This window comes from Noviherbaspirillum sp. L7-7A (genome assembly GCF_019052805.1).
Taxonomy (GTDB): domain Bacteria; phylum Pseudomonadota; class Gammaproteobacteria; order Burkholderiales; family Burkholderiaceae_D; genus Noviherbaspirillum_A.
Map to the genome: position 1 here is coordinate 734,492 of NZ_JAHQRJ010000001.1, position 21,344 is coordinate 755,835.

At 62.8% G+C, this 21,344-nt stretch carries 17 protein-coding genes and 5 tRNA genes; 15 read left to right on the forward strand and 7 right to left on the reverse strand.

The window, feature by feature from the left end:
* Window positions 1–141 precede the first annotated feature (141 nt).
* Window positions 142–2,727, forward strand: coding sequence for an ATP-dependent chaperone ClpB (gene clpB, locus KTQ42_RS03335; protein WP_217344211.1), 2,586 nt, complete (start codon window positions 142–144; stop codon window positions 2,725–2,727).
* 622 nt (window positions 2,728–3,349) lie between these two features.
* Here clpB and panC read toward each other — a convergent pair.
* Genes panC through KTQ42_RS03350 form a run of 3 tightly spaced genes read right to left on the reverse strand, consistent with a single transcriptional unit; the run spans window position 3,350 to window position 5,285 of the window.
* Window positions 3,350–4,189, reverse strand: a complete 840-nt coding sequence (panC, locus tag KTQ42_RS03340; protein ID WP_217344212.1) for a pantoate--beta-alanine ligase — start codon at window positions 4,187–4,189, stop codon at window positions 3,350–3,352.
* A gap of 45 nt (window positions 4,190–4,234) precedes the next feature.
* The gene (locus KTQ42_RS03345; RefSeq protein ID WP_217344213.1) at window positions 4,235–5,068 is read right to left on the reverse strand and encodes a ScpA family protein; all 834 of its coding nucleotides are present in this window, start codon (window positions 5,066–5,068) and stop codon (window positions 4,235–4,237) included.
* A 10-nt stretch (window positions 5,069–5,078) separates the two neighbouring features.
* Window positions 5,079–5,285, reverse strand: a complete 207-nt coding sequence (locus tag KTQ42_RS03350) for a DUF3460 family protein (RefSeq protein ID WP_217344214.1) — start codon at window positions 5,283–5,285, stop codon at window positions 5,079–5,081.
* A 79-nt stretch (window positions 5,286–5,364) separates the two neighbouring features.
* On the opposite strand from KTQ42_RS03350, the gene bamE reads away from it, so the two are divergent.
* Window positions 5,365–5,877 (forward strand): outer membrane protein assembly factor BamE, encoded by a 513-nt coding sequence (bamE, locus tag KTQ42_RS03355; protein ID WP_217344215.1) that lies wholly within the window; start codon window positions 5,365–5,367, stop codon window positions 5,875–5,877.
* A 34-nt stretch (window positions 5,878–5,911) separates the two neighbouring features.
* Here bamE and KTQ42_RS03360 read toward each other — a convergent pair whose 3' ends face one another.
* Window positions 5,912–6,391: a GNAT family N-acetyltransferase gene (locus KTQ42_RS03360; RefSeq protein ID WP_217344216.1), complete on the reverse strand. Its 480-nt coding sequence runs from the start codon at window positions 6,389–6,391 to the stop codon at window positions 5,912–5,914.
* A 6-nt stretch (window positions 6,392–6,397) separates the two neighbouring features.
* Entirely contained in the window at window positions 6,398–8,470 is a 2,073-nt protein-coding gene (metG, locus tag KTQ42_RS03365) for a methionine--tRNA ligase (RefSeq protein ID WP_217344217.1), read from the reverse strand.
* 196 nt (window positions 8,471–8,666) lie between these two features.
* On the opposite strand from metG, the gene gltX reads away from it, so the two are divergent.
* The 7 genes from gltX to KTQ42_RS03400 all read left to right on the forward strand — a co-directional run bounded on the left by gltX (window position 8,667) and on the right by KTQ42_RS03400 (window position 12,609).
* The gene (gene gltX / locus KTQ42_RS03370) at window positions 8,667–10,052 is read left to right on the forward strand and encodes a glutamate--tRNA ligase (RefSeq protein ID WP_217344218.1); all 1,386 of its coding nucleotides are present in this window, start codon (window positions 8,667–8,669) and stop codon (window positions 10,050–10,052) included.
* 192 nt (window positions 10,053–10,244) lie between these two features.
* Window positions 10,245–11,786, forward strand: coding sequence for an ATP-binding protein (locus KTQ42_RS03375; protein ID WP_217344219.1), 1,542 nt, complete (start codon window positions 10,245–10,247; stop codon window positions 11,784–11,786).
* Between the two features lie 81 nt (window positions 11,787–11,867).
* Window positions 11,868–11,943 (forward strand) — tRNA-Ala (locus KTQ42_RS03380).
* Window positions 11,944–11,995: 52 nt separating this feature from the next.
* Window positions 11,996–12,071, forward strand: a tRNA-Glu gene (locus KTQ42_RS03385).
* A 144-nt stretch (window positions 12,072–12,215) separates the two neighbouring features.
* Window positions 12,216–12,291: transfer RNA gene (locus tag KTQ42_RS03390), tRNA-Ala, on the forward strand.
* A 69-nt stretch (window positions 12,292–12,360) separates the two neighbouring features.
* Window positions 12,361–12,436: transfer RNA gene (locus tag KTQ42_RS03395), tRNA-Glu, on the forward strand.
* A 97-nt stretch (window positions 12,437–12,533) separates the two neighbouring features.
* Window positions 12,534–12,609: transfer RNA gene (locus KTQ42_RS03400), tRNA-Glu, on the forward strand.
* Between the two features lie 287 nt (window positions 12,610–12,896).
* Here KTQ42_RS03400 and KTQ42_RS03405 read toward each other — a convergent pair.
* The gene (locus tag KTQ42_RS03405) at window positions 12,897–13,322 is read right to left on the reverse strand and encodes an Hsp20/alpha crystallin family protein (RefSeq protein ID WP_217344220.1); all 426 of its coding nucleotides are present in this window, start codon (window positions 13,320–13,322) and stop codon (window positions 12,897–12,899) included.
* A 111-nt stretch (window positions 13,323–13,433) separates the two neighbouring features.
* Complete coding sequence (locus KTQ42_RS03410; RefSeq protein WP_249222628.1) at window positions 13,434–13,952, reverse strand: outer membrane protein assembly factor BamE; 519 nt, start codon at window positions 13,950–13,952, stop codon at window positions 13,434–13,436.
* 153 nt (window positions 13,953–14,105) lie between these two features.
* On the opposite strand from KTQ42_RS03410, the gene rpsO reads away from it, so the two are divergent.
* The 6 genes from rpsO (at window position 14,106) to ugpB (ending at window position 21,323) form a co-directional block, all read left to right on the forward strand.
* Complete coding sequence (rpsO, locus tag KTQ42_RS03415) at window positions 14,106–14,375, forward strand: 30S ribosomal protein S15 (RefSeq protein ID WP_194713528.1); 270 nt, start codon at window positions 14,106–14,108, stop codon at window positions 14,373–14,375.
* A 187-nt stretch (window positions 14,376–14,562) separates the two neighbouring features.
* Complete coding sequence (gene pnp / locus KTQ42_RS03420) at window positions 14,563–16,662, forward strand: polyribonucleotide nucleotidyltransferase (RefSeq protein ID WP_217344221.1); 2,100 nt, start codon at window positions 14,563–14,565, stop codon at window positions 16,660–16,662.
* Window positions 16,663–16,980: 318 nt separating this feature from the next.
* Window positions 16,981–17,928, forward strand: a complete 948-nt coding sequence (locus tag KTQ42_RS03425) for a diacylglycerol kinase family protein (RefSeq protein ID WP_217344222.1) — start codon at window positions 16,981–16,983, stop codon at window positions 17,926–17,928.
* Window positions 17,925–18,776: a metallophosphoesterase gene (locus KTQ42_RS03430; protein ID WP_217344223.1), complete on the forward strand. Its 852-nt coding sequence runs from the start codon at window positions 17,925–17,927 to the stop codon at window positions 18,774–18,776. Before KTQ42_RS03425 ends, KTQ42_RS03430 begins: the two co-directional genes overlap by 4 nt.
* A 12-nt stretch (window positions 18,777–18,788) precedes the next feature.
* Entirely contained in the window at window positions 18,789–19,718 is a 930-nt protein-coding gene (locus KTQ42_RS03435) for a DUF808 domain-containing protein (protein WP_217344224.1), read from the forward strand.
* Window positions 19,719–20,012: 294 nt separating this feature from the next.
* Entirely contained in the window at window positions 20,013–21,323 is a 1,311-nt protein-coding gene (ugpB, locus tag KTQ42_RS03440; RefSeq protein ID WP_217344225.1) for a sn-glycerol-3-phosphate ABC transporter substrate-binding protein UgpB, read from the forward strand.
* The last annotated feature ends 21 nt before the right edge of the window (window positions 21,324–21,344 follow it).

A 21,344-nucleotide genomic window follows, 5' to 3' on the forward strand; every position in this document is an offset into this window, starting at 1 on the left:
CGGCGGCGCTTGACCTATATCAACCGGGCAGGGACCGGGCAGCCGCTACAGTGACTGCGAGCCAGCGCTTGCGGCATACGCTTGAAAAGCGAATCAACAGCCCAATTTGTCGCTTAGATTAAAACTATCAGGAGCATTGCGATGCGACTCGACAAACTCACTACCAAACTCCAGGAAGCCCTGGCCGACGCGCAAAGCCAGGCCGTGGGCAATGACAACCAGTACATCGACCCGGTGCACTTGCTGATCGCCCTGTTGAACCAGGACGATGGCGGCAGCCGTTCGCTGCTGCAAAGGGCCGGCGCCAACATCGGCGGCCTGACCAACGGCCTGAAGAGCGCGCTGCAGCGCCTGCCCAAGGTCAGCGGCAACGGCGGCGAGGTCCAGATCGGCCGCGAACTGCTGTCGCTGCTGAACCTGGCCGACAAGGAAGCGCAGAAGCATGGCGACCAGTTCATCGCCAGCGAAATGGTGCTGTTGGCACTCACCGAGGACAAGTCCGAAGCCGGCCGCCTGGCCCGCGAAAACGGCCTGACCCGCAATGCGCTGGAAGCCGCGATCACGGCCGTGCGCGGCGGCGGCAATGTGAATTCGCAGGATGCCGAAGGGCAGCGCGAATCGCTGAAGAAATACACGATGGACCTGACCGAGCGCGCCCGCCAGGGCAAGCTCGACCCGGTGATCGGGCGCGACGACGAGATCCGCCGCGCCATCCAGGTGCTGCAGCGGCGCAGCAAGAACAATCCGGTGCTGATCGGCGAGCCGGGCGTGGGCAAGACCGCCATCGTCGAAGGCCTGGCCCAGCGCATCGTCAATGGCGAGGTGCCGGACAGCCTCAAGGGCAAGCGGGTGCTGTCGCTGGACATGGCAGCGCTCTTGGCCGGCGCCAAGTACCGCGGCGAATTCGAGGAAAGGCTCAAGGCGGTGCTCAAGGAGCTGGCGCAGGATGAGGGCCAGACCATCGTCTTCATCGATGAGCTGCATACGATGGTGGGCGCAGGCAAGGCCGAAGGCGCGATGGACGCCGGCAACATGTTGAAGCCCGCCCTGGCCCGCGGCGAGCTGCACTGCGTCGGCGCCACCACGCTGGACGAATACCGCAAGTACGTCGAGAAGGATGCAGCGCTGGAACGGCGCTTCCAGAAGATCATGGTGGACGAGCCCAGCGTGGAAGCCACCATCGCCATCCTGCGCGGCCTGCAGGAGCGCTACGAGGTGCATCACGGCGTGGACATCACCGACCCGGCGATCGTCGCCGCGGCCGAGCTGTCGCACCGCTATATCACCGACCGCTTCCTGCCGGACAAGGCGATCGACCTGATCGACGAAGCCGCATCCAAGATCAAGATCGAGATCGATTCCAAGCCGGAAGTCATGGACAAGCTGGACCGTCGCCTGATCCAGCTGAAGATCGAGCGCGAGGCGGTGCGCAAGGAAACCGACGAGGCATCGCAGCGCCGCTTCGGCCTGATCGAGGAAGAGATCGGCCGCCTGGAGCGGGAATACGCCGACCTGGAGGAAATCTGGAAGTCGGAAAAGGCGGCAGTGCAGGGCAGCAAGCACATCAAGGAAGAGCTGGAAAAGGTGCGGCTGCAGATGGAGGAAGCCAAGCGCAAGAGCGACTGGCAGAAAGTCTCCGAGCTGCAATACGGCCGCCTGCCCGAACTGGAAGCGCAGCTGAAGCAGGCCGATGCCGACGAAGTCACGCCGGGCAGGCCGCAGCTGGTGCGCACCCAGGTCGGCGCCGAGGAAATCGCCGAGGTGGTATCGCGCGCGACCGGCATTCCCGTGTCGAAGATGATGCAAGGCGAGCGCGACAAGCTGGTGCACATGGAAGATGAACTGCACAAGCGGGTGATCGGCCAGCACGAGGCCATCGTTGCGGTGTCGGATGCGATCCGCCGCTCGCGCGCCGGCCTGGGCGACCCCGGACGGCCGTATGGTTCCTTCATGTTCCTCGGGCCCACCGGCGTCGGCAAGACCGAGCTGTGCAAGGCGCTGGCCAGCTTCCTGTTCGACACCGAGGAAGCGCTGATTCGCATCGACATGAGCGAATTCATGGAGAAGCATTCGGTGGCCCGCCTGATCGGCGCGCCGCCGGGCTATGTGGGCTACGAGGAAGGCGGCTACCTGACCGAGGCGGTGCGGCGCAAGCCCTACAGCGTGATCCTGCTCGACGAGATCGAGAAGGCGCATCCGGACGTGTTCAATGTGCTGCTGCAGGTGCTGGACGACGGCCGCATGACCGACGGCCAGGGCCGCACGGTGGACTTCAAGAACACCGTGGTGGTGATGACCTCCAACCTGGGTTCGCACAAGATCCAGTCGATGGAAGACAGCGACCCGGCGCTGGTGAAGCTGGCGGTGATGGCCGAAGTGCGCAGCCATTTCCGGCCGGAGTTCATCAACCGGATCGACGAGATCGTGGTGTTCCATGCGCTGGACGAGAAGAATATCGGCGCGATCGCCAAGATCCAGCTGGCGGTGCTGGAACAGCGCCTGGCGAAGATGGACATGGCGCTGCAGATGAGCGACGCGGCACTGCAGAAGATTGCCGAGGCCGGGTTCGATCCGGTGTATGGCGCCCGGCCGTTGAAGCGGGCAATACAGCAGGAAATCGAGAACCCGCTGTCCAAAGCCATTTTGCAGGGCAAGTTCGGTCCGAAGGACGTCATCGACGTCAATGTCAGCAACGGCGAACTGAGTTTCGGGAAAGCCGCTGCCTGAACTGGCTCGCTAGCTGGCCTACCCGGCAGACCCGCCTTTCCGGAGGCGGGTTTTTTTCGTGGGAGACACTTATCCACAATTTATGTGATTAACTCTGTGAGTAAGTCTGTGGGTTAGTCGGCAAGTCACTGATTCGTATGGGAAATATTTTTTTGCTATCGGCAGGAATATTTATTGAGCGGTGCATAACTTTGTTCCGATTTCGGAAAATTTTTTCCACAAAAGATGTGGGCTAGTTTGTGGATAAGCCGGATGCAAAAAATGCAAGTCTTTGAAACATAATGACTAATTCGCAAAGCAGAGAAAATGGGCAGTGGCGGGCAACAACCATCAAGTGCTGAGGGACAGCGCCGCAAACGGGGGTGGTGGCCGACGCCATGCCCAGTATTCCGAAACCAGCCGAGTTTTCCACAGATTGTGTGGGCTACCCTGTTGATAAGCAGGCTGTGAAAAGGGCAAGTCGTTGATACTCAGGGAAAATTTCACGCCTGACGAAAAAAGGCAGCGGGAGGATAAACGGAAACGGTGGAGCGGCGGGAGAAGTTAGTTCAGGCAAGCAAACCGTCAGACATCACCACGGCCCGGAAAAGCCTTGCGATAACGTCCGACGCTGCCAGAAGGCTCAGATTTCGAGGTTGTCGATCAGGCGGGTCGCACCGAGCTTGGCAGCGGCCAGCACCACCAGCGGCTCTCCCTGCGCGATGTCGCCGGCCGAAGGCGGCTGCAGGTCGATGCGCTTGCGGATCGAGATGTAGTCAGGCTTCCAGCCACGGGCTGTCAGGCGGGCCATCGCGTCGCGTTCCAGCGTGAAGATATCGGGCTGTCCCTTGCGCACTTCCGCCGCCACTTCATTCAGCGTGCGGTACAGCGCCGGCGCTTCTGTTCGCTCGGGTTCCGACAGATAGACGTTGCGCGACGACAGCGCCAGGCCATCCTCGGCCCGATAGGTTTCGGCGGCGATGATCTCGGTTGGCAGCGCGAACTGGCGGCACATGTTCCGCACGATCATCAGCTGCTGGTAATCCTTCTTGCCGAACACGGCCACCCTGGGCTGCACGCAGGAAAACAGCTTCAGCACTACCGTGGTGACGCCGCCGAAAAAGCCTGGCCGGAATTCGCCTTCGAGGATATCGCCAAGGTCATTCGGCGGGCTGACGCGGAATTGCTGTGGTTCCGGATAGAGATCCTTCTCGGTCGGCGCGAACAGCACATAGACGCCTTCCTTTTCCAGCTTCTCGACATCGGCATGGAAGGTGCGCGGATATTTGTCGAAGTCCTCGTTCGGCCCGAACTGCAGCCGGTTGACGAAGATGGAGGCGACGATGGGGTCGCCATGCTTGCGCGCCAGCCGCATCAGCGACAGATGTCCTTCATGCAGGTTGCCCATGGTTGGCACGAACACGGTGCGCAGCTGGCCGCGCATCTGGTCGCGCAACTCGTCGATGGAGGAAATGATTTTCATGAATCAGCCTTCTTGAATGCGCCGCGATCCGCGGCCGGAAAGATTTCAGCTTGGTGTATAGGATAGCCGCACGTAGATCGGCGCGAACGCCTCGGCCTGGGTAATTTCGATCAGGGTTTCCTTGGCCAGCTCCAGGAGCGCAATGAAATTGACCACCAGCACCGGCACGCCCATTTCCGGTTGAAACAAATCGGAAAACTCGACGAAGCGGGCCGACTGCAGCCGCCGGAGGATGCCCGTCATGTGGGCGCGCACCGACAGGGTTTCGCGGTTGATGGTGTGGTGCGCCACCAGCCGGGCGCGCTTTTGCAGATCGGCCCAGGCTGCCTGCAGGTCCGCCGCATTGACCTCCGGCCAGCGCAGCACCAGGCTCTGCTCGATATGGATCTGGGCCGCCACGGTGTCGCGGCCAAGTTGCGGCAGTTCATCGATCTGGCGCGCGGCCAGCTTCATCTGCTCGTATTCGAGCAGGCGCCGCACCAGTTCCGCGCGCGGGTCGGCAGCTTCCTCGTCGTCGGCCTTCTTCACCGGCAGCAGCATGCGCGACTTGATCTCGATGAGCATGGCCGCCATCAGAAGGTATTCCGCAGCCAGCTCCAGGTTGTGCAACCGTACCTGTTCGATATAGCCCAGGTACTGGCGCGTGACCTGCGCCATCGGGATGTCGAGGATATTGAAGTTCTGCTTGCGGATCAGGTAGAGCAGCAGGTCCAGGGGGCCTTCGAAGGCATCGAGGAAGATTTCCAGCGCATCCGGCGGGATGTACAGGTCGTTGGGCAGCTTGAGCAGCGGCTCGCCATAGAGCCGCGCCAGAGGCAGGTCGTCGTGCGCCGGGCCTGCCGCGATGCTGTCGGGCGCCACGGCGCTGTCGACGGTCATGACGAAAGGATCAGGTGTTCTGATAGACGTAGGGCTTCTGGCGCACGCGGGACGCGTTCACGCGGTCCTGCGTATCGAGGTCCAGGGCCGGCTGGTCCCACAGGCGGGCGCGGCCTTCGCGCTGCGACGCTTCCAGATTGGGGTTCTGCTGCTTGAGGGTGGACAGGAACTGGGTCAGTTCGGATTGATAGCCTTGCTGCTGCTTGCTGAGTTTCATGGGGTTTTAAACAAGGTGGGGGATGGAAACAGGCGCTATTCTACCCTGAGTGTTGCAGGATTTCGTCACGGGAGAGTCTATGAAAACATTGCTTGCAGGGCTGCTGGCACTGGCATGCCTGCTGCCGCTCGGCGGCTGCGACCGGGAAGGAGGTCCAATACAGGAGTTTGGCTTGGATAAACTGGCGAAAGGCATTTCCACCGAGTCTGATGTGCGCGGCGTGATGGGCCAGCCGGACACGGTGTGGGAAGAGGAAAGCGGCGCGCGCACGCTGGAATATCCGAAAGGGCCGGAAGGCAGCCGCACCTGGATGTTCGAGATCGACCGCAGCGGCAAGCTGGTGGATTACCGGCAGGTGCTGACCGAGGAAACCTTCGGGAAGATCAAGCCTGGCATGAGCAGGGATGCGGTCCGGCGCCTGCTGGGCAGGCCCAAGAGCGTGGCGGAATTCAAGCTCAAGAACGAGGAAGTGTGGGACTGGCGCTATCTCGACGCCACGCAGAAGACCCGCATGTTCAATGTGCATTTCGACCGTGCCACCGGGCGGGTGACCGGCACCTCGGCGTCGCCTGATCCCCAGGCGAATTACTGAGCTGCGTGGGCGCTGATGAATTGAGAAACCGCGCTCAGCGCCGCAGCCGGCGCCGCATCACCACCGGCGGCGGCTCGACCGGATTGGCCAGCCCGTATTCCAGCTCCGGCGCCAGTTCGAAACCGTAAGCGGCGTACAGATGCACCAGCCTGGTCTGCTCGGCGCGTACTGCCAGCCTCAGCTCTTCAACGCCGCAGGACTGCGCATGATGCAGCACCGCTTCCAGCAGATGTTGCGAGAGGTGCCTGCCGCGATAGTCGGGCAGCACGCCCATGCGCAGGATCTGCCAGACATCGGCGGCGCCGTCCACCGGCAGCCAGCGCACCGCGCCGGCCGGCTGCTCGTCGATCAGCAGAATGAAGCCGCCGCCATGCTGCAAATGCTCCGCAACCTGTACCGCGGTTTCCCGGTGGCCGCTGGATGTCACCGCCACGGTCTGGCGCCACGCTGACCGCGTCAGTTCCGCCAGCAACGGTGCATCGGCCAGCGTGGCTTCGCGCAGCACCAGGCCCATGGCGGCTCAGCGGATGCGCATGCCGGGCCTGGCGCCCGGCCACGGGGTGAGGATGTAGATGCCGGAATCGGCTTTCTCGTCGGCCGCCGATGCCGCCAGCACCATGCCTTCGGACACGCCGAACTTCATCTTGCGCGGCGCCAGGTTGGCCACCAGCACCGTCAGCTTGCCAACCAGCTGCGACGGATCGTAGGACGACTTGATGCCCGAGAACACGTTGCGCATGCGGCCTTCGCCGACATCCAGCGTCAGGCGCAGCAGCTTGTCGGAGCCGTCCACGGCGGCGCAATCGACGATCAGCGCAATGCGCAGATCAATCTTTGCGAAGTCGTCGATCCTGATTTCGGGCGCCAGCGGTTCGATGCCGGCAGCCGCCGGCGCTTCGTCGGCCGCCGGTGTGGCGGGTGCGGCGGGCGCATCGAACAGCGCATCCAGCATCTTGGGCTCCACCCTGGTCATCAGGTGGGAATAGGTGTTGATCCGGTGGCCGGTCGGCAGCGGCGTGCGGACGTCGGGCCATTGCAGAGGCCCGACATTGAGCAGGGTTTCCACCTGCTGCGCCAGCGCCGGCAGCACCGGCTTCAGGTAGATCGTCAGGATGCGGAAGGCCTCGATCAGGCGGCTGCAGACTTCCTGCAGGAGCGCACCGTTTTCCGGATTCTTCGCCAGTTCCCAGGGCTTGTTGGCGTCGACATAGGCATTCACCGCGTCGGCTTCGTCCATCACGGCGCGCAGCGCCTTGCCGTATTCCCGGCCTTCATACAGCGCCTGGATCGATGCGCCGGCCTCGCGCAGGCGCGCCAGGAAGGGGTCGGCCGCACTGGCCCAGTCGGAACTCAGACGGCCCTCGAAGCGCTTGGTGATGAAGCCGGCGGCGCGGCTGGCGATGTTGACGTACTTGCCGATCAGGTCGCTGTTGACGCGGGCGATGAAGTCTTCCGGGTTGAAGTCCACATCCTCCACCTTGGCCGACAGCTTGGCTGCGATGTAGTAGCGCAGCCATTCCGGGTTCATGCCGACTTCCAGGTAGCGCAGCGGCGAGATGCCGGTGCCGCGCGACTTCGACATTTTCTCGCCGCTGACCGTGATGAAGCCATGCACGAACACATTGTTGGGCACCTTCAGGCCGGCGAAATGCAGCATCGCCGGCCAGAACAGGGTGTGGAAATAGGTGATGTCCTTGCCGATGAAGTGATATTGCTCGGTGGCCGGGTCGGCCATGAAGGCATCGTAGTCGCGGCCGGTCCTGGCGAAGTAGTTCTTCAGCGAGGCCAGGTAGCCGATCGGCGCATCCAGCCAGACATAGAAATACTTGCCCGGCGCGTCCGGAATCTCGATGCCGAAGTAGGGCGCGTCGCGGCTGATGTCCCAGTCGCCCAGGCCGTCGTCGCCTTCCAGCCATTCGCGCGCCTTGTTGGCCACTTCCGGCTGCAGGCGCTTGTCGTCCAGCGCCCATTCGCGCAGGAAGTCGCGGCACTTCGGGTCGGACAGGCGGAAGAAATAGTGTTCGGACGTCTTCATCACCGGCGTGGCGCCGGTCAGGGTGGAATACGGGTTGATCAGCTCGGTGGCTGCATAGACCGCGCCGCAGACCTCGCAGGAATCGCCGTACTGGTCCTTGGCATGGCACTTCGGGCACTCGCCCTTGATGTAGCGGTCGGGCAGGAACATGCTCTTGACCGGGTCGAAGAACTGCTCGACGGTCTTCATTGAAATCAGCTTGGCGTCGTCGCGCAGCCGGCGGTAGATGTCCTGCGACAGCTGGTGGTTTTCCGGGCCATCGGTGGAATGCCAGTTGTCGAAGGCGATATGGAAGCCATCCAGGTACTGCTTGCGGCCGGCGGCGATGCGGGCGACGAATTCCTGCGGCGTCACGCCCGCCTTTTCGGCGGCGATCATGATGGGCGCGCCATGCGCATCGTCGGCGCCGACGAAGTTGACTTCGTTGCCCTGCATGCGCTGGAAGCGTACCCAGATGTCGGCCTGGATGTACTCCATGATGTGGCCGATATGGAATGCGCCGTTGGCGTAGGGCAGGGCGGTCGTGACGAATAGCTTGCGCGGCTGTGGCTGGCTCATAGGGAAATGCGTTCGGGTAAAAGAGGAGTGGCGAACTGGATAAAGGGTCAATTCTAGCAGTCCATGCGAGGTTGCCGCGCCCGCACGCGGACCGCGGCCGCACGGATGGCGCATGGATGGCAGGCGGCGCAGGCGCTAGAATGGCGGTTTTTCCAGCACAGGCCGCCAGACAGGTTGGCCGTCCACCTATTCCGCCATGACCGTACGCACCCGCTTCGCTCCCAGCCCGACCGGCTTTCTCCACCTGGGCGGCGCCCGCACCGCGCTGTTCGCCTGGGCCTATGCCCGCCGCTTCGAAGGCGTGTTCATCCTGCGCATCGAGGACACCGATCTGGAACGTTCCACGCCGGAAGCGGTCCAGGCCATCATCGACGGCATGCAGTGGCTGGGCCTGCATCACGACGAAGGCCCGTTCTACCAGATGCAGCGCATGGACCGCTACCGCGAGGTGATCGCCCAGATGCTCGAGGCCGGCACCGCCTATTACTGCTATTGCACGCCGGAAGAGGTGGAGGCCATGCGCGAGCGCCAGCGCGCCCTCGGCGAAAAGCCGCGCTACGACGGCACCTGGCGCCCCGAGCCGGGCAAGACCCTGCCGCCGGTGCCGGAAGGCCGCAAGCCGGTGGTGCGTTTCCGTAATCCGGCCGACGGCGAGGTCACCTGGGAAGATGCGGTCAAGGGCCCGATCACCATCGCCAACCGCGAGATGGACGACCTGATCATTGCGCGCCCCGATGGCACGCCCACCTATAACTTCTGCGTGGTGGTGGACGACTGGGACATGCGCATCACCCATGTGATCCGCGGCGACGACCATGTCAACAACACGCCGCGCCAGATCAATATCCTCAAGGCGCTCGGCGCCACGCCGCCGATCTACGGCCATGTGCCGATGATCCTCGGCGCCGACGGCGAAAAGCTGTCCAAGCGGCACGGCGCGGTCAGCGTGATGGAGTACCCGGCCCAGGGCTATCTGCCGGAAGCCATGCTGAACTATCTGGCGCGGCTGGGCTGGAGCCATGGCGACGAGGAGGTTTTCACGATGGAACAGTTCTGCAGCTGGTTCGACCTGGATCACCTGTCGCGCTCGCCCGCCCAGTTCAATCCTGAAAAGCTGGCCTGGCTGAATAATCACTACATCAAGGCGGCCGACAACGAGCGGCTGGCCGACCTGGCCCGGCCGCAGCTGGAGCGGGATGGCGCCGACTTCAGCGGCGCGCCGCCCTTGCCGGCGGTGATTGCCCTGATGAAGGAACGCGCCGCCACGGTGGTGGAGCTGGCCGATGCGGCGATGCTGTTCTACCGCCAGCCACGGCCGGATCCGGCCTTGCTGGCCCAGCACCTGACCGGCGCGGTGCAGCCGGCGCTGGCGGACTATGCCGAGCGGCTGAAGACGGTTGCCTGGGACAAGGCGTCGCTGTCGGCCATGCTCAAGGACGTGCTGGCGGCCCACAAGCTGAAAATGCCGCAACTGGCCATGCCGCTGCGCCTGCTGCTGACCGGCCAGTTGCAGACGCCGTCGATCGATGCGGTGGTGGAGCTGTTTGGTCGGAATGCGGTGCTGGCGCGCCTTCATCGGTAAACATGACGCCCTAACAGGGCGGGCGCAATAAGTTAAAAAATTTGGCGGAAGTTAATATACTGCATCGATTTTATGGCACAGTACGCGGCGTAGTGGTGGCTTAAAACAATACCGGCCCGGGCCGTGGCGGCGTCTGACGCTGCCGTTGCCCAGGTGTGCGGACGACAAGGGCGTTCAATGGAAACGCACAGGATGGAGACAGAGGTCGACGCGCTGGCCAAGCTTGCCGGCGCCAGCGAACTGGAGATATACCGGCGCATTTTCTATGCGTCGCCCGACTATATTGCCTTCAGCCGGCTGTCGGACGGCTGCTTCATCGACGTCAATCCGGGTTTCGAGCGCCTGCTCGGTTTCCGGCGCGAGGACGTAATCGGCAAGACTTCCTACGAAGTCGGCATCTGGCCGGAATTCGGCGCGGACCAGCGACGGGCCTATGCAATAAAACTGCACCAGGAACGGGCCGTGCGGGATTACCCCGGCTACCTGCGCTGCGCCGATGGCCGAGTGATCGAGGTCGAGGCATCTGCCAATATTGTCGACATCCATGGCGAGGAAGTGCTGATTGCGATCGTGCGCGATGTCACCGAGCGCAACCGCGCGGCCGCGGCATTGCGCGAAGCCGACCGCCGCAAGGATGAGTTCCTCGCAATGCTGGCGCACGAACTGCGCAACCCGATTGCGCCGATCAGCATGGCCGCGCAGCTGCTGATGGGAGCACCCGGCGATACGGCCCGCGTGGACCAGCTGAGCCAGGTTATTGCGCGGCAGGTCGGCCATATGGTGGGCCTGGTGGATGACTTGCTGGATGTGTCCCGCGTCACCCGCGGCCTGGTGGTTCTGGAGCAGCATGCGCTGGACCTGAACACGCTGCTGATCGACGCGGTCGAGCAGGTGCGCCCGCTGCTTGATGCGCGCCGCCACCGGCTGACGGTGCAGCCGTCCGAGGAGCCGGCCTGCATCTTCGCCGATCGCTCCCGGATGGTCCAGATCATCGCCAACCTGCTCAACAACGCGGCCAAATACACGCCGGAAGGCGGCGCCATCAGTCTTGCGATCAGCCTGCAGCCGGAGCATGTCGAACTGGCCGTCACCGACAATGGCATCGGCATAGCGCCAGCGCTGCTGTCCCAGGTGTTCGACCTGTTTACCCAGGCCGAGCGTTCGCCCGACCGGTCGCAGGGCGGGCTGGGCCTCGGGCTTGCGCTGGTCAAGAGCCTGACGGAGTTGCATCAGGGCACGGTATGCGCCAGCAGTGGCGGGATCGGGCAGGGCAGCCGTTTTGCCGTGCGCCTGCCGCGCCTGCGGCTGCCGGACATGGCGCCCGGACACATGCAGCCGGAACTGCTGGACCATGCGCAGGTGGCGGCCCATCCGCTGCGGATCCTGCTGGTGGATGACAATGCCGACGCTGCCGATACCCTGGCCGCCTTCCTGAAAGATGCCGGGCATCAGGTGGCGGTCAGGTATGACGTCGGCGGCGCGCTGGCCACGCTGGAAGCCAGCCTGCCGGAGGTCTGCATTTTCGATATCGGCCTGCCGGATGTCGATGGCTATAGCCTGGCGCGGCGCGTGCGCGCACTGCCGGGCGGTCAGGATTGCCGGCTGCTGGGCCTGAGCGGCTATGGCCACGAGCGGGATCGTGCCCGCGCCTTGCAGGCTGGCTTCGATGAGTATTTCGTCAAGCCGGTCGATACCCGCTGCCTGCTGTCGCAGCTGTCGCAATGGGCTGCCTGAAGGGCAAACGGTTCATGTAAAAAAGTTCACCGCGCATATTTGTATTGCGGAAAACCCTTTGCTATAATTCGCCGCCTGTTCGGGGGTATAGCTCAGCTGGGAGAGCGCTTGCATGGCATGCAAGAGGTCAGCGGTTCGATCCCGCTTACCTCCACCAACAGCAAATAGTCAGGCAATATCGTGTGTGGCCAGCAGTATGGGCAGTTTCTGTCCCCATCGTCTAGAGGCCTAGGACATCACCCTTTCACGGTGAGTACAGGGGTTCGAATCCCCTTGGGGACGCCAGGACAGGCCCGCCAGCCGACGCAACAGGGCTGGCGGGTTTTTGTTTGAAGACGCTCAGGTTACACGGTGCGGTGATCGCAAGATTTTGGCAAAGGCGATTTACAGCATAGTATTGCTAGGCTATAATTCCGCTTCTTCGCACAGGGGGGTATAGCTCAGCTGGGAGAGCGCTTGCATGGCATGCAAGAGGTCAGCGGTTCGATCCCGCTTACCTCCACCATCGCAGAAGAAGCAGGAAAGCAGTTTGGTAGTAATGAGTAGCAAAGGCCGGCAGTACGGGCATATTCATGTCCCCATCGTCTAGAGGCCTAGGACATCACCCTTTCACGGTGAGTACAGGGGTTCGAATCCCCTTGGGGACGCCAGCATCATCCGGGCAGCAATGCCTGAACCAAAATCGGGGCCGCAGAGCGGCCCCTGATTTTAGGCGGCATCGCTGCCGCAAGTAGTCGGACAAGTTTTGTCCCCATCGTCTAGAGGCCTAGGACATCACCCTTTCACGGTGAGTACAGGGGTTCGAATCCCCTTGGGGACGCCAGAAAAAAGAAAAAGCTCCGCAAGGAGCTTTTTCCATTTGTAAGTCCCCAACAGGAATGCGCTTGAGCGCATTCCGGGGGATTCGAAGCGACCGGGCTTGCAAGCCCGGTCGGCGGCCTGCAGGATGCAGGCGAATCCCCTTGGGGACGCCAGAAAAAAGAAAAAGCTCCGGATCTTCATCCGGCCCTTTTCTTTTTGTTTCCCGCAGCAAGCCGCGCATGGAGCCCGGTCAGCGCGGCCTCAGTCTGCCAATGCCACTGATCCGGATGACAGCGCCTGCTCCTGCTTTTACTGGACGGTGATCTGCTTCGGCTGATCAGCCGCTTTTTTCGGCAGGGTCAGGCTCAGCACGCCGTTTTCCAGTTTGGCCACTGCGGCGGCATCATCCACTTCGGTCGGCAGCGTGAATACGCGGCCGAACTTGCGGGCAGTGCGCTCGGTCAGCAGTGCTTTCTCGCCTTCGGCCACTTCATTTGCCACCTTCGCCTCGGCTTCGATCGAGACGCGCTTCTTGTCGACCGAAATCCTGATGTCTTCACGAATCACGCCAGGCAGTTCCGCCTCGATTCGGTACTCGGCGCCGGTTTCCACCACATTCACCCGGGGCGCCAGCGGCGCGTTGTCGAGAAGGTTGCCGACCAGGCGCTCGAAGCTGCTGTCGAAGGCGCGGTTGTTAAGGACGGGAAAAGCACGGTTACGCAGAATCACATTCATTTCTTTTTCTCCTGATTGGGTCTGGAGCCATCGCTCCGATGATCCGTAAATAAGGCGCTTCAGATCGATTTCAAGAGTCCGAAAATGGCGAATTGCGTGGGAAGCCCATGTTCAGAGCCCACTGCCCATCGGCCATGCCATGTCTGGCGTACGGCGCCGGTCGGGGCCGTTCTGCAGCATGCGGACGATGCCGGCATTGTCGAAATGGACATGCATCACCGAGTCCCAGGCATTGCTTTCGCGATAGGGGTAAGACCAGACCTCCAGCTGCGGCAGCGTCAGGTAGGAGGTCGCGCTGGGCGCGCCGATCAGGTGCAGCACTTCCTGCTTGTCCGACTTGCCGGGGACGATCCTGCTGAAGTGCGCGGTATCGAGCACCTGCTCGTACGAGATCAGGCGGCCGTCGGCGCCGATGCGCGCCATGAAGGTGGACTGGCCCCACGGGCCGGTCATGTATTCCAGCAGGTGGGTATTGCCTTCGCCGTAGCGATGGGTCGGCTCGCCCAGCCGGGCCACGATGCTGGCTTCGGACTCGCCCGGCTGTGGCGGGGCAAGATAGATACTGCTGCAGCCAGCCAGGCTGCCGAGCGCAAACAGGGCAGTGATTGCGGCGCTCCGGTAAGTCATCATTCCTGCTCTCCTCGATGCGGTATATAAGGTTTGAATCGCCGGCGGTAATCCGCTATACTCGCCGATCCTGTCCATTCGGGCTGGAATTTCATTAACACTTTGTTCACGGTGTCCGGGGTAATCTCTCCAGGCACCGCATGTGAAAGGTACATCATGTCGGTAGAAAAAAGCAGCAAGGCAGCCATTATCGCGGACAACGCGCGCGGCCAGAACGATACGGGCTCCCCGGAAGTGCAGGTCGCACTGCTGACGGCACGCATCAACGAACTCAACAGCCACTTCAAGGCCCACACCAAGGATCACCACTCCCGCCGTGGCCTGATCATGATGGTTAACCGCCGCAAGAGCCTGCTGTCCTACCTGAAGGGCAAGGACGCAACCCGCTATCGCGCACTGATCGAGAAGCTCGGCCTGCGCAAGTAATCGCATTGCCAGATCCAAGAAACATGTGAAATGCCTGCGTCAGTGATGCTGATGCGGGCATTTTGCGTTTTGCGGTTCTTTTGCCATTCCCTGGATGCATGAAGACGGCGCGACGATGTCGCGTCGTCGGTGGTGAGGTGGAACGACAGCTCCTGAAAATCTGTCGGCAAAATAGAAAGGAATCACCGTGTTCAATAAAGTAAGCAAGACCTTCCAGTATGGTCAGCACCAGGTCACCCTGGAAACCGGCGAGATCGCCCGCCAGGCTTCCGGCGCCGTCATGGTGTCGATCGAGGATACCGTTGTGCTGGCGACTGTCGTGGCCAAGAAGGATGTGAAGCCGGGCCAGGACTTTTTCCCGTTGACCGTTGATTACATCGAGAAAAGCTATGCCGCCGGCCGTATCCCCGGCGGTTTCTTCAAGCGCGAAGGCCGTCCTTCGGAGAAGGAAACCCTGACCTCGCGCCTGATCGATCGCCCGATCCGTCCGCTGTTCCCGGAAGGCTATCTGAATGAAGTGCAGATCATCATCCACGTGCTGTCGGTCAATCCGGAAGTCGATCCCGACATCGCCGCAATGATCGGCGCCTCGGCTGCGCTGTGCGTGTCCGGCATCCCGTTCAACGGCCCGATCGGCGCCGCCCGCGTGGGCTACATCAACGGCGAGTACGTGCTCAACCCGACCGTGTCGCAACTGGCCAATACCCAGCTCGACCTGGTGGTTGCCGGCACCGAGACCGCGGTGCTGATGGTGGAATCGGAAGCGCAGGAACTGTCCGAGGAAGTCATGCTGGGCGCGGTGGTCTATGGCCACGACCAGATGAAGGCCGTGATCGATGCGATCCATGAACTGGTGCGCGACGGCGGCAAGCCGGAACTGGAATGGCAGCCCGCCGCGAAGAATGAAGAACTGATTTCCCGCGTGACCGCGCTGGCCGAAGGCCCGCTGCGCGAGGCTTACCAGGTGCGCGACAAGCAGGCCCGTACCGGCAAGCTGAAGGACGTCTCGTCCCAGGTCGCCGCCGCGCTGGCCGCCGATGGCGTGTCGGCCGACAGCGTTGAAGTGGGCAACATCCTGTTCGACCTGGAAGCGAAGATCGTGCGCTCCCAGATCCTGGAAGGCGAGCCGCGCATCGACGGCCGCGACACCCGCACCGTGCGTCCGATCTCGATCCGTACCGGCGTGCTGCCGCGTACCCACGGTTCGGCCCTGTTCACCCGCGGCGAAACCCAGGCGCTGGTCATTGCCACGCTTGGCACTGCCCGCGACGAACAGAAGATCGATGCGCTGATGGGCGAGTACAGCGACCGCTTCATGCTCCACTACAACATGCCTCCGTTCGCCACCGGCGAAACCGGCCGCGTGGGCACGCCCAAGCGCCGCGAGATCGGCCATGGCCGCCTGGCCAAGCGCGCGCTGCTGGCAGCGCTGCCGGCGCCGGAAGATTTCAGCTACTCGGTGCGCCTGGTATCGGAAATCACCGAGTCCAACGGCTCGTCGTCGATGGCGTCGGTCTGCGGCGGCTGCCTGGCGCTGATGGACGCCGGCGTGCCGATGAAGTCGCATGTGGCCGGCATCGCCATGGGCCTGATCAAGGAAGGCAGCAAGTTCGCCGTCCTGACCGACATCCTGGGCGATGAAGATCACCTCGGCGACATGGACTTCAAGGTGGCCGGAACTGCGCAAGGCATCACCGCGCTGCAGATGGACATCAAGATCCAGGGCATCACCAAGGAAATCATGCAGGTCGCACTGGCACAGGCCAAGGAAGGCCGCGTGCATATCCTGGCCAAGATGCAGGAAGCCGTGCCGCATGGCAAGGCCGAGCTGTCCAATTTCGCGCCGCGCCTGATCACTGTCCGCATCAACCCGGAAAAGATCCGCGACGTAATCGGCAAGGGCGGCGCGGTGATCCGCGCGCTGACCGAGGAAACCGGCACCCAGATCGACATCAGCGACGAAGGCGTCGTCACCATCGCTTCGGTCGACGCTGCCGCCGGCCAGGAAGCCAAGCGCCGCATCGAAGAGCTGACCGCATCGGTCGAAGTGGGCAAGACCTATGAAGGCACCGTGCTGAAGCTGCTGGATTTCGGCGCCATCGTGCAGGTCATGCCGGGCAAGGATGGCCTGCTGCATATCAGCCAGATCGCCAACGAGCGCGTCAATGCGGTCGCTGACTACCTGAAGGAAGGCCAGCAGGTTCGTGTCAAGGTTCTGGAAACCGATGACCGTGGCCGCCTGAAGCTGTCGATGAAGGCAGTGGCAGCGGAAGCCGCCGCGGAGTGAGGCGGTAAACGCTCTTGCTTTGCATCTGAAAAATCCGGGGCTTGCCCCGGATTTTTTTTGCCCAGGCGTGAACACGTTCATTACCGGGGCCAAGGGCGGGAACAATCTGGTGGCATGGTGATAATGATTGCCTGGATGCGCGAAATCCCCGCAGCACCGCAAAGGCTGCTTGTTAACGGTTGCGGCTTGCGCAACCTTTTTGCAGTTTATGTGGCGTGATGTGAGCTAACAGACCGATGTGCAGCACCCGGTATTCCTATACTCCGTGCTGTCTGCCGAAACGCCTGCCTTCATCGATTACTGACCCATGACGCTTCCATGTCCGCCATGCAACCAGAAATGCCGTTCTTCATCATCCTCAACACCGCATCCGGCCATCGGGAATCCGACGCCACGCGGGCAGTCATTGCGCGCGTGATGCGGGAAGCAGGGCGCGAGCATCACCTGCGCCTGGTGGAAAACCCGGCCGAGCTGGCCACGGTGGCGCGGGCGGCGGTGCTGGAGGCCAATCATGTCGGCGGCGCCGTGGTGGTGGCCGGCGGCGATGGCACCATCAACACGGTGGCCAATGCCGTGCTGGCAAGCGCGTGTCCGCTGGGTGTCCTGCCGCATGGCACCTTCAATTATTTCGGCCGCACCCACGGCATACCCGAAGATCCGGAGCAGGCGGTGCGCATGCTGCTGACCGCCACGCCGCATGCGGTGCAGGTAGGACTGGTCAATGACAGGGCGTTCCTGGTCAATGCCAGCCTCGGGCTGTATCCCAAATTGCTGGAGGACAGGGAGGCCTGGAAGAAGCAGTATGGCCGCAGCCGGCTGGTAGCCTTGTGGGCCGGGCTGGTCAGCGTGCTGCGCGCCCGGCGACAACTGCGCCTGCGGCTGGAAAAGGATGGCGAAGTCGCTGGCTGGCGCACGCCGACGCTGTTCGTCGGCAACAACCGGCTGCAACTGGAACAGATAGGCATGGAGGAGGCCGCGGCGCTGGACCATGGCTTTCTGGTGGCAATCGCGCCGCATCCGGTTGGCACCCTGTCGCTGCTCTGGCTGGCGCTGCGCGGTGCGCTCGGCAACCTGGGCGATGCCAAACATGTGCGCAGCTTCCTGCTGCGCGAACTGGAAGTGATGCGGGCAGGGCGGCGCACGCGCAGCATCAAGGTGGCAGTCGACGGCGAGATCATGCAGATGGCCGAACCCCTGCAATTCCGGGTGTCGCCGCAGCCGCTCTATCTGCTCAAGAGCGTTGCACCGACGGGTGAGGCAGCATGAGCCTGCTGATCCAGATTTCCGATACCCATTTCGGCACCGAGCAGAACGACGTGGTGGAGGCGCTGGTGCGCCTGATACGGGAACAGGCGCCAGACCTGGTGGTGCTGTCCGGCGACATCACGCAGCGCGCCCGCCGCAGCCAGTTCGCCGCCGCGCGCGCCTTCGTCGACCGCCTGGCGCCAACGCCGCTGGTCGCCATTCCGGGCAACCATGACATACCGCTGTTCAATGTCGGCCTGCGCATGGTGGCGCCCTATGCCAATTACCGGCGCGCCTTTGGCGATGAACTCGAGCCGGAGTTCGAGCAGCCGCAGCTGCTGGTGGTAACCGTCAATACCACGCGCCCGTACAAGCATGCCGACGGCGAAGTGTCGCCGGCGCAGATACAGCGGGTGGCCGCCAGGCTGGAGGCGTCGCCTGCGGCGCAGTTGCGCATCGTGGTGACGCACCAGCCTATCTGCGCGCTGCTACCGGAAGATGAATGCAATGTGCTGCATGGCAGCGCCGCCGCGGTGCGGCGCTGGGCGGAGGCGGGCGCCGACCTGATCCTGGGCGGGCATATCCATCTGCCCTATGTATGCGCGCTGCACGAGCGGCATGACAAGGTGGCGCGGCGATTGTGGGCAGTGCAGGCTGGCACTGCGGTATCGTCGCGGGTGCGGCATGGCGCCAGCAATTCCGTCAACCTGATCCGCTATGACAATGGCGGGCAGGGGCCGATGACATGCGCCGTGGAACGCTGGGACTACCAGCACCAGACGCGGCACTTCACGCCGGTGAACGTGGTGGCGCTCGATCTGGACCGGGGCGTGGCGCAAGCAACGGCGAACGATTTTTCCAACGAATGACAAGGAGCGTGTATGGCAGCTAGCAACCTGTTGGCGCTGATCGATGATATTGCCAGCATCCTCGACGATGTCTCGGTGATGGCCAAGGTCGCCGCGAAGAAAACCAGCGGTGTTCTGGGCGACGACCTGGCGCTGAATGCGCAGCAGGTCACTGGCGTCAATGCAGACCGCGAACTGCCGGTGGTATGGGCCGTGGCCAAGGGATCGATGATCAACAAGGCGATACTGGTGCCGGCCGCGCTGGCCATCAGCGCCTTTGCACCGTGGCTGGTGACGCCGCTGCTGATGATAGGCGGCGCCTTCCTGTGCTACGAAGGCTTCGAGAAGCTGGCGCACCGGTTCTGGCCGCATGGCGGCGACGCCGGGCATGAAGCGCTGGCGCATGCGCTGGCCGATCCGAAGGTCGATATGGTGGCAATGGAAAAGGACAAGATCAAGGGCGCCGTCCGGACCGACTTCATCCTCTCGGCCGAAATCATTGCCATCACGCTGGGGGTGGTAGCCAACGCGCCGCTGGCAACCCAGGTGCTGGTGCTGTCGGGCATTGCGGTGGCAATGACCATCGGGGTGTATGGCCTGGTGGCGGGCATCGTCAAGCTCGACGACGGCGGCCTTTACCTGAGCCAGCGTCCCGGGCCGGGAGCGGGCTTCCAGCGCTCACTGGGACGGCTGATCCTGGCCGGTGCGCCCAAGCTGATGAAGCTGCTGTCCATCGTCGGCACCGCGGCGATGTTCATGGTCGGCGGCGGCATCCTGGTGCATGGCATAGCGGCACTGGGGGAGTGGCTGCATCATCTGGAGGAAGCCGCGCATGCCGTGCCTGGCGTGGGCGGCGTCCTGGGCTGGCTGGCCAGTGCTGCCGGCGGCGCGGTGGCGGGCGTCGTCGCCGGAGCCATTGTGTTCATGGTGGTTGGCCTGGTGAAGAAGTTGATGGGGCGTTGAACAGGGCGCCGGTCTGGTTTGCCTTGCCCGGCCGGCGTAGCAGGTCATTGTGTTCGGTGCTGGTACCCGCCAGGAATTCTTGCAAGAATGCATGTCAGGCGGCTAGCCTCCTGATCCGGTTGACAGGCAGGTTTACCTGCTTGCCTACTATTGATGCACATAATTTCAAATTAATTGCACATACGTTCAACATCAGTTATATTCTCGCAGCTTTCAAGCTGGCAAGCCTGCCGCGCCAGCCCATTCCGGATGCCAGGCCACGCGTCCGGAAGAGAATACTGACAGGAGACCCGTATGTTCCACGCCAAGAAGGCCTTGTGCGCCGCCGGCCTCTGCGCCGCTTCCCTGAGCGCGGCTCAGGCCGCTACCGACATCCAATGGTGGTATTCCCAGACCGGCGCAATCAGCGACCGGGTGCTGGAACTGGCCGACCAGTTCAACAAGAGCCAGTCCGACTACAGGATCATCGCCACCTACAAGGGCGGTTACGACGAAGCCATGGCAGCCGCGATCGCGGCCTTCCGCGCCGGCAATGCGCCCAACATCCTGCAGGTGTTCGAAGTCGGCACCGCCACCATGATGTATGCCAGGGGCGCGGTGGTGCCGGTGTCCGACCTGATGAAGAAGGCGGGCGAGAGTTTCGACCCGTCCGTCTACGTGCCCGCCGTGGCCGGTTACTACACGTCGGCCCGCGGCGAGATGCAATCGCTGCCGTTCAATGCGTCGACTACGGTCTTTTATTACAACAGGGACAAGTTCGCCAAGGCCGGGCTGGATCCGGAAAAGCCGCCGGTGACCTGGCAGGACGTGGTGTCGGCCGCGGCCAAGCTCAAGGCCAGCGGCGAACGCTGCGCCTACACCACCGGCTGGCAGTCCTGGGTGCATCTTGAGAGCTTCTCTGCATGGCATAACGTGGAATTCGCCAGCAAGGGCAATGGCCTGGGGGGTCTCGATACCCGCCTGAAGTTCAACAGCCCGCTGCATGTGCGCCATGTCGAGAACCTGGCGAACTGGGCCAGGCAGGGTTACTTCACCTATGGCGGCCGCAAGAGCGAGCCGGATGCCAAGTTCTATTCCGGCGAATGCGCAATGCTCACATCGTCCAGCGCCACCTATGCCAACATCGCCAAGAACGCCAGGTTCAGGTTTGCCGTGGCGGCGCTGCCGTACTACAGCGACGTGCCGGGCGCACCGCAGAACACCGTGCTGGGCGGCGCCTCGCTGTGGGCCATGAGCGGCAAGAGCGCCAGCGAGAACCGTGGCGTGGCGCGCTTCTTCAAGTTCCTGTCGCAGCCCGAGGTGCAGGCCAAGTGGCATCAGGACACCAACTATCTGCCCACCACCAAGGTGGCCTATGAACTGACCAGCAAGTCCGGCTTTTATCAGAACAATCCCGGCACCGACATCGCCGTGCAGCAGATGATCGTCAAGACCACCGACAAGTCGCGCGGCATCCGCCTCGGCAATTTCGTCCAGATACGCAATATCATCGACGAGGAACTGGAAAACGTCTGGTCGGGCAAGAAGACCGCAAAAGATGCGCTGGACGCGGCCGTCAAGCGCGGCGACGAGCAGCTGGCCCGGTTCGAAAAAGCCAACCGCTAGCCGCGGCAACACGAAGGAAAT